General features: G+C 73.4%; 11 protein-coding genes. 7 read left to right on the top strand and 4 right to left on the bottom strand.

The annotated features are described in order from the left end of the window. The first annotated feature begins 33 nt into the window (after positions 1 to 33). The 4 genes from PV342_RS18465 to PV342_RS18450 all read left to right on the top strand — a co-directional run bounded on the left by PV342_RS18465 (position 34) and on the right by PV342_RS18450 (position 5,095). Positions 34 to 1,365 carry an ABC transporter substrate-binding protein gene (locus PV342_RS18465; RefSeq protein WP_018560440.1) on the top strand — a complete coding sequence of 444 codons (1,332 nt, stop codon included), beginning with the start codon at positions 34 to 36 and terminating at the stop codon, positions 1,363 to 1,365. A 9-nt stretch (positions 1,366 to 1,374) separates the two neighbouring features. Then, entirely contained in the window at positions 1,375 to 2,727 is a 1,353-nt protein-coding gene (locus tag PV342_RS18460; RefSeq protein ID WP_329184317.1) for a carbohydrate ABC transporter permease, read from the top strand. A 92-nt stretch (positions 2,728 to 2,819) separates the two neighbouring features. Beyond that, positions 2,820 to 3,650 carry a carbohydrate ABC transporter permease gene (locus PV342_RS18455; RefSeq protein ID WP_500318039.1) on the top strand — a complete coding sequence of 277 codons (831 nt, stop codon included), beginning with the start codon at positions 2,820 to 2,822 and terminating at the stop codon, positions 3,648 to 3,650. Between the two features lie 173 nt (positions 3,651 to 3,823). Continuing rightward, a complete protein-coding gene (locus PV342_RS18450) occupies positions 3,824 to 5,095 on the top strand; it encodes an alpha-L-fucosidase (RefSeq protein WP_500317906.1) in 1,272 nt (423 codons plus the stop codon). A 70-nt stretch (positions 5,096 to 5,165) separates the two neighbouring features. Here the strand turns inward: PV342_RS18450 and PV342_RS18445 are convergent, their stop codons facing one another. The 3 genes from PV342_RS18445 to PV342_RS18435 form a co-directional block, all read right to left on the bottom strand. Further along, positions 5,166 to 5,777: a DUF3159 domain-containing protein gene (locus PV342_RS18445; protein WP_500317904.1), complete on the bottom strand. Its 612-nt coding sequence runs from the start codon at positions 5,775 to 5,777 to the stop codon at positions 5,166 to 5,168. A 106-nt stretch (positions 5,778 to 5,883) separates the two neighbouring features. Further along, positions 5,884 to 6,960 (bottom strand): adenosine deaminase, encoded by a 1,077-nt coding sequence (locus PV342_RS18440; RefSeq protein WP_329184321.1) that lies wholly within the window; start codon positions 6,958 to 6,960, stop codon positions 5,884 to 5,886. Next, positions 6,957 to 7,382 (bottom strand): VOC family protein, encoded by a 426-nt coding sequence (locus tag PV342_RS18435; protein WP_392617016.1) that lies wholly within the window; start codon positions 7,380 to 7,382, stop codon positions 6,957 to 6,959. The genes PV342_RS18440 and PV342_RS18435 overlap by 4 nt, the downstream gene beginning before the upstream one ends. Positions 7,383 to 7,651: 269 nt before the next feature. Here PV342_RS18435 and PV342_RS18430 point away from each other — a divergent pair, with 269 nt between their 5' ends. Further along, positions 7,652 to 8,134 carry a DUF3592 domain-containing protein gene (locus tag PV342_RS18430; RefSeq protein ID WP_386997382.1) on the top strand — a complete coding sequence of 161 codons (483 nt, stop codon included), beginning with the start codon at positions 7,652 to 7,654 and terminating at the stop codon, positions 8,132 to 8,134. Here PV342_RS18430 and PV342_RS18425 read toward each other — a convergent pair. Further along, positions 8,121 to 8,792: an ABC transporter ATP-binding protein gene (locus tag PV342_RS18425; protein ID WP_500318038.1), complete on the bottom strand. Its 672-nt coding sequence runs from the start codon at positions 8,790 to 8,792 to the stop codon at positions 8,121 to 8,123. The two genes, PV342_RS18430 and PV342_RS18425, sit on opposite strands and share 14 nt — an antisense overlap. A 302-nt stretch (positions 8,793 to 9,094) precedes the next feature. Here PV342_RS18425 and PV342_RS18420 point away from each other — a divergent pair, with 302 nt between their 5' ends. After that, entirely contained in the window at positions 9,095 to 12,430 is a 3,336-nt protein-coding gene (locus PV342_RS18420) for an FtsX-like permease family protein (RefSeq protein WP_500317902.1), read from the top strand. Between the two features lies 1 nt (position 12,431). Further along, complete coding sequence (locus PV342_RS18415) at positions 12,432 to 15,206, top strand: hypothetical protein (protein ID WP_500317901.1); 2,775 nt, start codon at positions 12,432 to 12,434, stop codon at positions 15,204 to 15,206. Positions 15,207 to 15,209 lie beyond the last annotated feature (3 nt).

Raw genomic sequence — 15,209 nt, 5'->3', positions numbered from 1 at the left:
CGCTCCACCCCATCGAAGAAGGGACACCACCCGATGAAGCGCACCCTCGTCGCGGCCACCGCCCTGTGCGGTCTGGCCCTCGCGACCACCGCCTGCGGCGGTGACACCAAGGCCGCCTCCGACTCCGGCCCGGCGGCCGGCGACCAGAAGCTCAAGGGCCAGACCGTGACCGTCGCGGCCGTCTGGACCGGCGTCGAGCAGCAGAACTTCCAGAAGGTCCTGGACGGCTTCACCGCCAAGACCGGGGCGAAGGTGGCGTACGTCTCCACCGGCGACAACTTCGCCACCGTCCTGGGCAGCAAGATCGAGGGCGGCGACTCACCCGACGTCGCGATGGTGCCGCAGCCCGGCGTGCTCAAGGAGTTCGCGGGCAAGGGCTGGCTCCAGCCGCTCTCCCCGGACGTGAAGGGCGCCGCGGAGAAGAACTACGCCAAGATCTGGCAGACCTTCGGCACGGTCGACGGCACCTACTACGGCCTGTACTTCAAGACATCCGACAAGTCGACGGTCTGGTACAGCCCGCAGGCGCTGGAGACGGCCGGCGTGCAGCCGCCCAAGACGTTCGCGGAGATGCTGGACGCCGCCCGCGCCGTCTCCGACTCGGGCCTGCCCGCCTTCGCCGTCGGCGGCGCCGACGGCTGGACGCTCACCGACTGGTTCGAGAACGTCTACCTCTCCCAGGCCGGCCCGGAGAACTACGACAAGCTGACCCGGCACGAGATCCCCTGGACCGACCCCACCGTCGTCAAGGCGCTCACCAGCTTGTCCCAGCTCTTCGGCGAGGACGACCTGCTCGCGGGCGGCCGCAAGGGCGCCCTGGCCACCAGCTTCCCGGACTCCGTCGCGCACGTCTTCGGCAAGAGCCCCAAGGCCGGCCTGGTCTACGAGGGCGACTTCGTCGGCGGGGTCATCTCCGGCGACCTCGGCGGCAAGGTCGGCGAGGACGCCAAGTTCTTCCCCTTCCCCTCGGTCGACGGCGGCCCGGCACCGGTGGTCGGCGGCGGCGAGGCCGCCGTGGCGCTGAAGTCCGGCAAGAACGCCAAGGCGGCCATGGAGCTGATCGCCTACCTGGCCACCCCGGAGGCGGCGGGGATCTGGGCGAAGGCGGGCGGCTTCCTCTCCCCCAACACCAAGCTGGACCCGGCCTCCTACGCGGACGACACCCTGCGCACGGCCGCCAAGTCGCTGGTCGACGCCGGTGACACGGTGCGCTTCGACATGTCCGACCAGACCCCGCCCGCCTTCGGCGGCACGCCCGGCAAGGGCGAGTGGAAGATCCTCCAGGACTTCCTGCGCGACCCGTCGAACCCGAAGGCCACCGCGGCGAGGCTCGAGGCCGCGGCCGCCAAGGCGTACAAGGGCTGAGGCCGGGTCATGTCCGCCCTCACCCGCAAGGTGCCGTCCGCTCCGGCGGGCGGCACCGCCCCGGCCGCCGTCCGGCGGCGTTCGCGCCGGGCCCGCGTCACCGCGATCGCCTTCGCGCTCCCGGCGCTCGTCCTGCTCGGCGCCCTCGTCGGCTACCCCATCCTCTTCTCGGTCGGCCGCAGCCTGTTCGACGCCGGCGGCGACCGCTTCGTGGGCCTGGACAACTACCAGGAGATGTTCACCGACCCCGCCAGTCTCAAGGCGGTCCGCAACACGGCGATCTGGGTCGTGGCCGCGCCGGCGGTGCTCACCGGCGTCGGCCTGGTCCTCGCCGTGCTCACCGAGAAGATCCGCTGGGCCACCGCCTTCAAGCTGCTGATCTTCATGCCGATGGCCGTCTCCTTCCTCGCCGCCGGCATCACCTTCCGTCTGGTGTACGACCAGGACCCGCAACGCGGCGTCATGAACGCGGTCGCCGTCGCCGTCCACGACACCTTCAACGACTCCTCCGCCTACCCCGGTGCCCGCCCGCGCGGCACGGAGGTGATGAAGGAGTCGGGCAACGGCGGCTTCCAGGCGGTCGCGCAGGTGGAACCGGGCAAGGACGTCACGCTGGGCCTGGTCGGCCTGCCGCCCGCGTCCCTTCCGGAGCAGGCCCGTCCGGCGGCGCCCGCGCCGGTTTCCGACGACGCGGTGACGGGTGTGGTCTACCTGGACTTCGTCCCGGGCGGCGGGGGCACGCCCGGCGCCGTGGACCCCCAGGAACGCGGCCTGCCGCGGATGGCGGTCGAACTGACCAAGGGCGGCGAGGTCGTCGCCACCGCGACCACGGGGGACGACGGTTCCTTCCGCTTCCCGGACGCCGGTGACGGGCCGTACGGCGTTCGGCTGCCCCCGAAGAACTTCGCGGAGCCGTACGCCGGCATCGACTGGCTCGGCCCGACGTTGGCCACCCCGGCGATCATCGGCGCCTACCTGTGGATCTGGACCGGCTTCTCGATGGTCCTGATCGGCGCCGGGCTGGCCTCGCTGCCGCGCGAGACGCTGGAGGCCGCCCGGATGGACGGCGCGAGCGAGTGGCAGATCTTCCGCAGGATCACCGTGCCGCTGCTGGCGCCCGTGCTGGGGGTCGTCTTCGTGACGTTGGTGATCAACGTGATGAAGGTCTTCGACCTCGTCTACATCATCGCGCCGGGCTCGGTGCAGGAAGAGGCCAACGTCCTGGCGCTGCAGATGTGGCTGGTCTCCTTCGGCGGCGGCAACAACCAGGGCCTGGGCAGCGCGATCGGCGTCGTCCTGCTGCTGCTGGTGCTGCCCGTCATGGCCCTCAACATCCGACGCTTCCGCAGGAGCAACCGATGACCGTGCAGACCGCCGCTCCGCGTCCCGCTCCGCCCGCCCCGCCGGGCGGCCCGGCCGGCCGGGCACCCGGGCGTCCCTCCCCGGCGGCACGGCTGGTCGCGGTGCTGCGCGGCGGGCTCGTCCAGGTGCTGCTGACGGTCGTCGCGCTGGTCTGGCTCACCCCGACGGCCGGGCTGTTCGTCTCCTCGCTGCGCGACGCCGACGACAACGCCGGATCCGGCTGGTGGTCCGCGCTGCTCCACCCGGGCTCGCTGACCTTGGACAACTACTCGGCGATCCTCGGCGACAGCGGGATCACCCAGGCGCTCTGGAACACCGTACTGATATCGGTGCCCGCCACCGCCGCCGTCGTGGTCCTCGCCGCGCTGGCCGGATACGCCTTCGCCTGGCTGGAGTTCCCCGGGCGGGACTGGGTCTTCCTGGTGGTCGTCGGCATGCTCGTGGTGCCCGTGCAGATCGGACTGCTGCCGGTGGCCCGGCTGTTCGGCGCGGTCGGACTGTTCGGCACGACCGCGGGCGTGGTCCTCTTCCACGTGGCGTACGGGCTGCCGTTCGCTATCTTCCTGCTGCGCAACTACTTCGCCGAAATCCCGCGCGAGATGCTGGAGGCCGCCCGGATGGACGGCGGCTCGGAGTGGACGATCTTCCGGAAGCTGGTGCTGCCGGTGGGCCGTCCGGCGATCGCGAGCCTGGCCATCTTCCAGTTCCTGTGGGTCTGGAACGACATGCTGGTCGCGCTGATCTTCGCGGGCAGCGACGCGCAGCCGCTCACGGTCGCCCTGCAGTCCCAGATGCGGCAGTTCGGCGCCAACATCGACGTGCTGGCGCCGGGCGCGTTCCTGTCGCTGATCGTGCCGCTGGTGGTCTTCTTCGCCTTCCAGCGGCACTTCGTGGAGGGGGTCATGGCCGGATCGGTGAAGTAGGCCGGTGATCCAGCGGCCGGGGCACCGCGAGCGAGAGCGGGTGCGGCGATACATCGGATGTCTTTCTTGTCAGTCACCTCGATCCCCCTTAGGTTCGGGGCGGAGGACAGGACTCCTCCGACGTATCCCGCACCCGTGGTCGTCCCTCCCGATCCCCCGAGGACCCGTCAGCCATGCCCCTGCAGCCGTGGTTCGCCGACGCCAAGCTCGGCATCTTCGTCCACTACGGGATCTACGCGGTCGACGGCGTGCCCGAGTCCTGGGCCTTCTACAACGGCGACGTACCCCACGAGCGGTACATGCGCCAGCTCGACGGTTTCACCGCCGCCCACTACGACCCCCGGGCGTGGGCCCGGCTCTTCGCGCGCGCCGGCGCCCGTTACGCGGTGCTGACCGCCCGGCACCACGACGGCGTCGCCCTGTGGGACACCGCGCAGGGCGACCTGTCGGTCGTCCGGCGCACCCCGGCCGGGCGCGACCTGGTCGCCCCGTACGCGCGGGCACTGCGCGAACAGGGCCTCAGGGTCGGGCTGTACTACTCCCACTCGGACTGGAACCACCCGGACTACCCCAGCGCCGTCCACCCGGCCCCGCCGCTGGAGGACGTGCTGACGAGCCGCTTCGTCACCCCGGCCGACGGCAAGGAGGACCCGGCCGCCTGGAAGCGGTACCTCGCCTACCGCGACGCGCAGGTCGGGGAGCTGGTCGACCGCTTCCGTCCCGACCTGCTGTGGTTCGACGGCGAGTGGGAGCGCAGCGAGGAGCAGTGGGGCCTGGACGCCCTGGCCGCGCGGATCCTCGCCGGGAACCCGGAGACGGTCCTCAACGCGCGCATGCTCAGCCACGGCGACTACGCCACACCCGAGCAGGGCATCCCCGTCGAACCGCCGTCCGGTCCGTGGGAGCTGTGCCTGACCGTCAACGACTCCTGGGGCTTCCAGCACGACGACCACCGCCACAAGTCGGTGCGCCGGCTCGTCCGCTACTTCACCGAGACGATCGGCGCGGGCGGCAACCTGCTGCTGGACGTCGGCCCCCGCGAGGACGGCACCATCACGCCGGAGCAGACCGCGCGCCTGGAGGGTCTCGGCGACTGGATCCGCGCCCACGCCGACGCCGTGTACGGCACCGTCGCAGGCCTGCCGGCCGGGCACCACTACGGCCCCAGCACCCTGTCCGCCGACCGCCGCACCCTCTACCTGGTGTGCTTCGACGTCCCTCGCGAGGCGGTCGCGGTACGCGGACTGCGCAACCGCCTCCGGCGCGTCTCGGTGGTCGGCAGCGGCGCCGAACTGGCCCACCACGTGACCGGTGGGCTCCACGAGGTCCCCGGGGTCACCTGGATCGACGCCCCCTCCCCCGACGCCCTGGACCCCTGGGCCACCGTCCTCGCCCTCGAACTCGACGGCGAACTCGACCTCTACCGCGGCACGGGCCGCGCCTGACGGAGCTCCGGCACCCTCGCGCCGCCCGTGCGGTGGCCCGTGACGCGGCGCAGGGCCGGTGGGCGCCGTCTCAGACGCCGCGCGCCGCCCCGTCACGGTGGACGCGCTGGTGCACACGCGCCGGGTACCATTCGGTGAAGCGGACCGCGAGCACGAGAAGGGCCACCGGGATCACCCAGTTCAGCCAGTCGGTCCCGGCGGCGACCCGCAGGGCGATCAGTCCCAGGACCGCGGTGACCGCGAAGACCAGGCCCCACACGAGCGTCAGCACCCGGTTGGTACGCCGGAACGCCGGGGTTCCCCAGATCTCGCGGGGCGTGGACTCGCGGGCGTACTGCTCGGTGAAGGGCACGAACGCGAGCGATCCCAGGGCGACGCCGGCGATGACGGCGTTGGCCAGGACCTGGGCGTAGGTCTCCAGCCAGATCAGGTCGTGCCGGTCGAGGAGCAGGCCCAGCAGGGCGATGACGGTGAAGAAGACGATGCCGGTGACGTCCAGCAGCTTCACCGAGCCGTGGGCGACGTCGGGGACGGTGAGCACGACCGAGGCGACGAGCCCCACGAGGGCGGCCAGTTCCCAGGTGCTGGGCCCGGCGACGACGTCGAAGGCGATCCACGGAACGAAGGCGAGGAACACGTTGCCGCGTCCGCGCGGCCGTCCTCCGGACGGGGTCGTCTCCATCGGCGCCTCCGGCATGGCACCTGGCCCGCGCCGGACGGCGCGGGCGCGGTCGGCGCACGTGGGTACCGGGCCGGGAGCCGAGCCGGCCCGGTACCTCCATCGTCGGTCAGCGGCCCGCGCCGAGCACCGTCTCGTAGCCCGGCAGGGCGACGTCACGGATGATCGCGTTCCGCTCGTCGAAGGGGAGGAAGGCGCTTTTGAGCGCGTTGACGGTGACCTCGCGCAGGTCCTCCGCCGTCCAGCCCGCCTCAGTGACGAGCCGTTCCATCTCCCGGGTCATGGTGGTCGCCGAGACCAGGCGGTTGTCGGTGTTGAGGGTGACGCGGAAGCCGAGGTCGCGCAGGAGCGTGATGGGGTGCGCGGCGATGGAGTCCGCGGCGCCCGTCTGGAGGTTGGACGTCGGGCAGACCTCCAGCGCGATGCGGCGGTCGCGTATCCAGCCCGCGAGGCGGCCGAGCTTGCCGTCCACGATGTCCTCGGTGAGGCGGACGCCGTGGCCGATCCGCAGCGCGCCGCAGACCTGCACCGCCTGGTGGATGCTGGGCAGGCCGTGGGCCTCGCCCGCGTGGATGGTGAAGGGCATGTTCTCGCGGCGCAGGTACTCGAAGGCGGCGAGGTGGTCGGCGGGCGGGAAGCCGTCCTCGGCCCCCGCGATGTCGAAGCCGACGACGCCCGCGTCGCGGTGGGCGACGGCGAGGCCGGCCACCTCGCGGCTGCGGTCGGTCATGCGCATCGCGCACAGCAGGGTCCCCACGCGGACCGGGGTGCCCGCGGCGGCGGCCTTCGCCATGCCGGCGGCCAGGCCCTCCTGCACGGTCCCGACGACCTCGGCGAGGGTGAGGCCGCGGTGCACCAGCAGCTCGGGGGCGTAGCGCACCTCCCCGTAGACGACGCCGTCGGCGGCGAGGTCCAGCACGTACTCCTCCGCGACGCGCAGCAGGCCCTCGCGCGTGCCCATCACGGCGATCGTGTGCTCGAAGGTGGCGATGTAGCGGACCAGGTCGCCGGAGTTGGCCGCGTCGTAATACCAGGCGGCCAGCTCTCCGGGGTCGGTGGCGGGCAGCGCGTGGCCGATCCCGGCGGCCAGTTCGACCAGGGTGGCCGGGCGCAGGCCGCCGTCCAGGTGGTCGTGGAGGACGGCCTTGGGGAGCCGGCGTATCAGGTCGGTGTCGAGGGCGGTCACGCGGTGCGCTCCTGGTCGTGGTCGGTGGGGGCGGTGGCGGCGGGCTGGAGGAGGTCCCAGCGGTTCCCGTAGGGGTCCTGGAAGACGACGACCGAGCCGTACGCCTCGTGGCGGGGCTCCTCCAGGAACGTCACCCCCGCGGCACGCATCCGCGCGTGGTCGCCCGCGAAGTCCTCGGTGTGCAGGAAGAAGCCGACCCGTCCCCCGGTCTGGTCGCCGACCCGCGAGAGTTCCGCGTCGTTCTTGGCGCGGGCGAGCAGCAGCCCGCTGCCGGCGGCGCCGGCCGGGCGCACGACGACCCAGCGGCTCCCACCGGGGCGCGGCTCGTCCTCGACGAGCTCGAAACCGAGGGCGCCGGTGTAGAAGGCGATGGCCTCGTCGTAGTCGGGGACGACGAGAGTGACCAGGGCGATACGGGACATGCACGAACGTTATACGTAACACCACGATCCGGGCAAGACGCCCCCACCCGGCCCCGACGCGGCGTCGGGGCCGGCACCGGCAGCACGCGGTGCCGCCGGGCGAGACGGGGTCCGGCCGAGCGTCACCGCCGCCGGCGCGACCTGGTCGGCCGGACCGGCGGACGGGCCCGTACGGCCCTCGTCACGCAGGGCCGAACTCCCTCTCCCCTACGGCCTGGTGGTTCCCGTAAATTGCTGTCATGGGGGCAGCGGGCGCAGGTGACGGACCGGTGCGAGACGGCCGGCGAAGGCAGGGGCACGGCTGCGGCGAGAGTCCCGTCGCGGGTTCCGCCCACCCCCTGGCGCTCTTCCTGGCCGGTGCGGTGTTCCTCGTCGCGGGTGTGTGGCTGCTGACTGCGGCAGCCAGGGACACCCTGTCCGTGCGCTACGGCGTACACACGGTGGGAACCGTCCGCGAGGCCCGCGGCGACTCCGGCGACGGCCGGCTGTGGGTGACGTTCACCGTGGCGGGCGCCGAGGTCACCCACCCGCTGCCGCCGGGCACCAACCGCCGCCAGGCCGGCCACGGGGACCGGCTCCCGATCGTCTACCGGGCCGACCGTCCCGAGCGGGTCGTGGCCCGCCGTGACGTCGGGCACGGGCCGCTGCTGTTCTGGTCGGGGTTCACGGCGGTGGGACTCGTCCTGGTCGGCTGGTCCGGCCTGGCGCTGCACCGCGCCGCCGCTCGGCGCGGAGGTGTCAGTCGGTGGTGAGGATGTGGCCGTCGCGCAGTTCCAGGACGCGGTCGGCCAGGGCCAGGAGTTGGGGGTCGTGGGTGGCGACGAGGGCGGTGACGCCTTCGCTGTGGACGACGGCGCGCAGGAGTTCCATGACGGCGCGGCCGGTGTCGGCGTCGAGTTGGCCGGTGGGTTCGTCGGCGATGATCAGGGCGGGCCGGTTGGCCAGGGCGCGGGCGATGGCGACGCGTTGCTGCTGGCCGCCGGACATCTCGCCGGGGCGCTGGCCGGCGTGGCCTTGCAGGCCGACGAGGGAGAGCAGGAGGTTGACGCGTTCCTCGCGTTCGTGGCGGGGGGTGTTGCGCAGGCGCAGGGGGACGCCGACGTTCTCGGCGGCGGTGAGGATGGGCAGCAGGCCGAAGGACTGGAAGACGAAGCCCATGCGGTCGCGGCGCAGGGCGAGCAGTTCGCGTTCGGCGAGGTCGTTGAGTGTGGTGCCGTCGACGGTGACGGTGCCGGCGTCGGCGCGGTCCAGGCCGCCGATGATGTTCAGCAGGGTCGTCTTGCCCGAGCCGGAGCGGCCCTTGAGGGCCACCAGTTCCCCGCGGGCCACGGAGAAGGACACCCCTCCCAGGGCGTGCACCGCGGTGTCCCCGGTGCCGAAGGTGCGCACCAGGTCCTCGACCACGACCATCGCCTCGGAGGCAGCCCCGTCGCCCGCCGGGCCCTCACGCCGTTCCAGCAGTCCCTCGCTCATGCAGGCCAGCATAAATGCGGTGGCGATATGCCACTGTTCACACAGTGGTAACGAGCACGGGCTCCCGGTTGCAACAACCATCTGATTCCACCCCTCCCTTCACCCCATCGACGGCTGAACGTGGGGACACCTGTGCGATCACGTCGTGACGTGGGCGTAGGGTGTGGCACCAGTCACCGCTTCGAGGTGACGGGTCGACCACTCGCAACACACTGTTACGGGCATCAAGAACGGGGGGCATGGTGCCGGGCTTCGTCTTGCTGCGCCTGCGCGCGCACCGGCTGCTGCTCGCTGCCGCACTGCTGTCTGTCGTCCTGACCACCTGCGCCGTGGCCGCGCTGGCCGCGTTCAGCGGCGCGGTCGGGGACGCGGGGCTGCGGCGCACGCTGCAGGGGCCGTCGGCCGCCAGGACCCAGATCGACGTGACGTCCGACGTGACGGGGCAGGACACCGGACAGGTGGCCTCCCGCGTACGCGAGGCGCTCGCGGGGGCCTACGACGGGCTGCCGGTACGGATCTCGTCCAGCACCCGCTCGGGCGCGTACGGACTGCCGCCGGCCCTGCGCCCGGCCGGCGCAGGATCGGCGGGCAATCCGGACCTGACCCTGCTCGCCACGTTCGACCGCTCCCGGGTGACCATGACCGAGGGGACCTTCCCGGACGCGCCGAAGTCGAAGGGCCCGGTGCCGGTCGCGCTGCCCGACACGGCCGCGGAGGCCCTGGGCGTCCACCCCGGCGACGTGATCACTCTCGCCGACCGGCGGGGCGGGCCGTCCCTGCGCGTGCGGCTGACCGGCCTGTACCGGCCCACCGACCCCGCCGCCCTGTACTGGAGGCTCGACCCCCTCGGCGGTCGCGGCGTACGGACGCTGTCGTTCACCACCTACGGCCCGATGCTCGTGGACCCGCGGACGTTCACGACGGGCGCCGTCCCGGCCGCCGAGATCCAGTGGACGGCGGGATCGGGCTTCTCCGGCATGACCACCGCCCGCCTCGACCGCGTCGGTCAGGACGTCCGCCGGACGGTGGACCGGCTGGACGACAAGCAATTGGCCGGGAAGACGACGGCGAGCAGTGAGCTGCCCGCACTCATGGCCGACCTGGACCGCAATGTGCTGGTCAGCCGCTCGACGCTGCTGATCAGCGCAGTACAGCTGGCACTGCTCGCCGGTCTGGCGCTGGTCCTCGTCGCGGGCCTGCTCGCCGGCGAACGCTCCGAGGAGAACGCCCAGCTGCGCGCCCGTGGCAGTTCCCGGACCCGCATCGCGGGCCTGGCCGCCACCGAGGCACTGCTGCTGGCGCTGCCCGCGGCCCTGTCGGCACCGCTCCTGGCCGGCCCCCTGGTGCGCCTGCTCGCCGGGCACGGGGCCCTGGCGCGGGCGGATGTGCGGCTGGACGTACCGACCACGACGGCCTGGTGGGCCGGTGTGCTGGCCGCGCTGGCGTGCAGCGTCGCCGTGGCCTCGCCGGCGCTGCGCCGCACGGGCACCTACGCGGTCGAACGGCAGGCACGGGCCCGCAAGGGCGCGCTGCCCGGTTCCGTGCAGGCGGGGGCGGATGTCGCGCTGCTGATCGTGGCGGGCCTGGGCTACTGGCAGTTGTCGCGGCGCGGCAACCAGTCGGGCCCCCTGACGACCACCACCACCGGCGCACTGGGAGTGGACCCCGTGCTCGTGGTGGCGCCCGCGTTGTGCCTGCTGGCCGGCGCGGTACTCGCGCTGCGACTGCTGCCGCTGGCGGCCCGGCTCGGCGAGCGGCGGGCAGCCCGGTCGACCGGCCTGCCCACGGCGCTGGCCGGGTGGCAGCTCGCGCGGCGGACCGGCCGTGGCGCGGGCCCCGCCCTCCTCCTGGTCTTCGCGGTCTCGATCAGCATGTTCGCGATCGGCGAGAACGACACGTGGGAGCGGTCCCAGAGCGACCAGGCGGATTTCTCGGTAGGCGCGGACCTCCGCGTGACGGGCACCTCGACACCGCCGTTCGGACAGGGCGGCGTCTACGACCACGTCCCCGGGATCACCACGGCGACTCCGGCGAGCCGCAGCACCGTGCCGCTGCCCCGCGGCCTCGAGGCGACCGTGCTGGCGATCGACACCACCACCGCCCCCCGGGTGACCGCTCTGCGCGACGACCTCGCCGGCCGGCCCTTCCCGGACGAGCTGCGCTCCCTGCGCCCGCAGGACACCGCCGCGCCGGACGCCGGGTTCACCCTCCCCCGCGACACGGCGCGCGTCCTCCTGACCGTCCGCCTGCAGACCGCGGACTTCGGCGGCCGACCGATCGGGAGCGACGTCACCACCCGCCTGTCGGGAACGTTCACGGACCGCTTCGGCCTCCCGTACACGCTCTCCCTGGGCGACGTCCCCGCCGACGGCGGACGGCACGTCGTGGTGGCGGACTTCGGCGCCGAGGCCGGCCGGTCCCCCGGAGCCGGTCCGGCCGGACCGCTGCGCCTGACCGGGCTCAAGGCCGAGTACTCACTGCCCCAGCGGACCGAGTACCACCGGCTCTCCGTCACCGCCCTGCGCGCGGTGTCCGACGACGGCACATCGCACGACGTCACGGTGCCCGCCGGCTCCTCGTGGAAGGCGCGCGCCGTCATGGGCGACCCCGACTTCACCGGGTACGAGGACCACGAGCCCGCCAGGACGGACGCCCCGGACTCCAGCGCGCGGACGCCGCTCACCGTCGAGTTCGACACCGGCCACATGCCCCGCCAGGAGTACGTCCCGGGCGGCTACGACAAGGCGTCCGTGATCCTGACCTCCCAGCCCGACGCCCCGGCGACACTGCCGGCGATCGCCACGGACGCCTACCTGCGGGCGGTCGGCGCGAAGCCCGGCGACTCGGTGCGGGTCCAGCTGGCCGGCGTGAGCGTGCCGGTCCGCGTCACCACGGCCGTGCGCGCCCTGCCCACCGCCGTGCCCAAGACCGACGGCACCGACGGCGGGGCGCTGCTGCTGGACCTGCGCTCGGTCAACGCGTTCCTCAGCGCTGCGGGCCAGGGTTCCCTGGTCCCCGGCGAGTGGTGGCTGGCGGCCGAGCCCGGTGCGTCGGCCCGCGTCGCCTCGGCGCTGCGAGCCCGCGGCGACATCACCTCGCTCCTGGTCCGCGACGAGCAGCGCACCGAACTGCAACGCGATCCGCTCGGCGCCGGGCCGCTGTCCGCACTGCCCGCCGCCGTGGTGACCGCCGTGGTGCTGGCCGCGCTCGGCTACATCGTGGCGGCGGCCGGCGCACTGCGCGACCGCTCCCAGGAGTTCGCGATGCTGCGCGCGCTGGGCACCCCGCGCCGCTGGCTGGCCCGGGTGATCGTCGCCGAACAGGGCCTGGTCATCCTGGTGGCGGTGGGCGTGGGCGCCCTGCTCGGCGGGCTGCTGACCCGACTGGTCGTCCCCTTGATCATCCTGACGGCGGACGCGGAGTCCCCGGTCCCCGAGGTGCGGGTGCACCTGCCCTCAGGCCCGCTCGCCCTGCTGATGCTCACCATCACCGCGCTGCCCCTGCTCGGCGTCATGCTCACCGCGTGGCGGTCCGCCGACCCGGCCCAGGCGCTGCGGCGCCAAGGAGGTGAATGACATGGCCGAGCCCCGTGCCCCGCACAGCGGTGACGTCTCCTGGATCCGCGCCCGGCTGCGCGCCGCCCCTGGCGGCACACTCGCCGTGGCCGCGCTGGTGCTCGTCACGGCGTTCCTGGCGGCCGCGCTGCCGCGGGCCGTCGACGGCTACGAGAACGGCGCACTGCGCGACACCCTGTCACACACGTCGCTGCCGGAGCGCAGCGTCACGATGTCGCTCCAGGTGTCGCGGCTGTCCGTCCCCTTCGGCCCCGAAGCCCTGCTGGCCTCCGACTCGTTGAGGAAGACGGAGAAGGAGTTCCAGAAGCTCGTACGGCCGCCGCTGGCACTGGAGCCGGACCAGACCGTCTATGGCGTGAGTTCCGCGGACACGGACGCCACCGACCCCGGGCTGCCCCGGCTGCCCGGTGATGCCCCGCTCCCCCCGAAGGGCACCCTGGTCGCCCAGCCGGACCTCGCGGCGAACACCCGCCTGATCGAAGGCCGCCTGCCGCGCTCCGGCAACGACGACCGCAGCGCCGAAGCGGTGATCACCGACCGCACGGCCAAGGCCATGAAGCTGCGGACGGGCTCGGCGTTCCACCTCCAGGACGCCCTCGGATCCGTCCTGACCGTCCGGGTCACCGGGATCGTCGCACCCCGGACAGCCGGCGCCGCCTGGTGGAACGCCGAGCCCGACCTGCGCAAGCCCAGTGTTGTCTCGCTGCCGAACCCGGGCGGCGCCCCCATCCCGTACTGGCACTTCACCGCCCTCATCGACGAGGCCGACACGAACGTCCTGCTCGGCCTGCAGGACGGTGCACGGGTCTACTGGCACCACCCCGCGGACATCGGCGCGCTCACCGCACACGACGTCCCCGCACTGCGCGACCGGCTCTCCGCGCTGACGGCGGGCCCGGCCGCGGCACGGCTGCAGACCAAGCAGCGCGGCCTGCACGTCGAGGAACAGGGACTGGCCGAACGCCTCGGTCCCTTCGCCGACGAGCGCACGGCCGCCCAGCCGCTGATCCTGGTCGCCGCCGTCGGCGTGGGCACCGTGGCCGTCGTGGTGCTGCTCATGGCGGCGGGCCTGTCGGCGAACCGGCGCAGGGCCGAGTTCACACTGCTGCGGGCCCGCGGCATCAGCATGAGCTCGCTCACCGGCCGGTTGCTGGCGGAGAGCGCGGTGGTGGCGGGGCCGTCCGCGACCGCGGGGCTCGCCCTGGCGCTGCTCCTGCTGCCGACGGAACGGTCCGGGCTCGCCGTGTGGTCGGCCGCCGCCGTCGCCGTACTGGCCACGGTGAGCCTGCCGCTGCGCGCGGCGGCCACCGCCCGCCGGCCGCGCCCCGGACAGCGTGAGGACATCGTCGCGGCCCGGCCGTCCCGGCGCCGCACCGTGGCCGAACTGGCCGTCGTGGTCGTCGTCGCCGGCGCCGTGGTGGCGCTGCGGCAGCGCGGCACGGCGGACGGCGGCGCTGACGTGCTGACCGCCGCGGCGCCGGTGCTGCTGGCGGTGGTCACCGCACTGATCCTGCTGCGCCTGTACCCCTGGCCCGTGCGGCTGCTGGCCCGGCCCTTCGCACGGCTCAACGGGGCCGTGCTCCACCTGGGACTGGCCCGCGCCGGACGCGCCCCCTCCACCACGGCCCTGCCGCTGCTGGCCGTCCTGGTCGCGCTCACCGTCACCTCCTTCGGCGGGGCCGTCCTGGCCGGAGTGGATGCGGGACGCGACCACGCCGCGGTGACCGCGGTCGGCGCGGACGCCCGGGTCCAGACCTTCGGCGCCCTCCCGCAGGGACTCGACACCCAGGTCCGGAAGGTCCCCGGGGTCCGCGAGGTCACCGGCGTGCGGGTCGAGCCCGGGCAGCATCTGATGAACTCCCGCACCCAGTTCGACCTGCTGGTCGTCGACCCCGAACCGTACGCCCGCCTCGTGGCCGCCACCGGCCTCGGCTCCTCCTTCCCCACCGGCAAGCTGGACTCCGGGACGAAGGAGCCCCTTCCCGCCATCGCCTCCCCGGCGCTCGCGCGGACGTTCGGAAACGGCGCCGGCGGCCCGGAGTCCGTCAGATCATCGGTCGGGCGCGTCATGGTGAAGATCGTGGGCACACAGGACGCCACCCCGGCGGCGCCCAATCACGAGTTCGTCATCGTGTCGCGGGCCGCCCTGGCGAAGGTCGCGCCCGGAACCAAGGAGCCGGCGCACGGGCCCTCGACGCTGTACGCGACGGGCACCGGCATCGACGCGACGGCGCTGCGCGCCGTCGTGGCCAAGGCCGCGCCCCAGGCGTCGGTCACGCTGCGGACCCAGCAGCGCACGACCTACGGCACGACCTCGGCCCTGCAGTCGGGCGCACGGCACGTGTACCTGGCCGCCGTCGCGGCGGGCGCGGGGTACAGCGTGCTGGCGTTGTTGCTGTCGTTGCTGGACAACGCGCCGCAGCGCAAGGCGCTGCTGGCCCGGTTGCGGACGATGGGTATGACGGGACGCGGGCGGCAGTGGCTGGCGGTGCTGGAGATGCTGCCGCAGGTCCTGCTGGGCGCCCTGGGCGGCATCCTGGTCAGTGTGGCCACCGTGCCGCTGGTACGTCCGGGCGTGGACCTGGTGGCGCTCGCCTTCACGGTCCGCACGCCCGCCACGGATCTGTCGGGGGCCGTGCTGCGCACCGACGCCGCCTCACTGCTGGTCCCCGCCACCGCCCTGGTGGTGCTGGCCTGCGTGGTGCTGGCGGTGCAGGCCTGGCTGACAGGACGACGGGGAGAAGGAACCGAACTCCGGATGGGGGAACGATCATGAGTC

This window comes from Streptomyces sp. PA03-3a, assembly GCF_033792735.1.
Lineage (GTDB): Bacteria > Actinomycetota > Actinomycetes > Streptomycetales > Streptomycetaceae > Actinacidiphila.
Note: the sequence above shows the minus strand (reverse complement) of the source record. Positions and strands in the feature narration are given on the sequence as shown.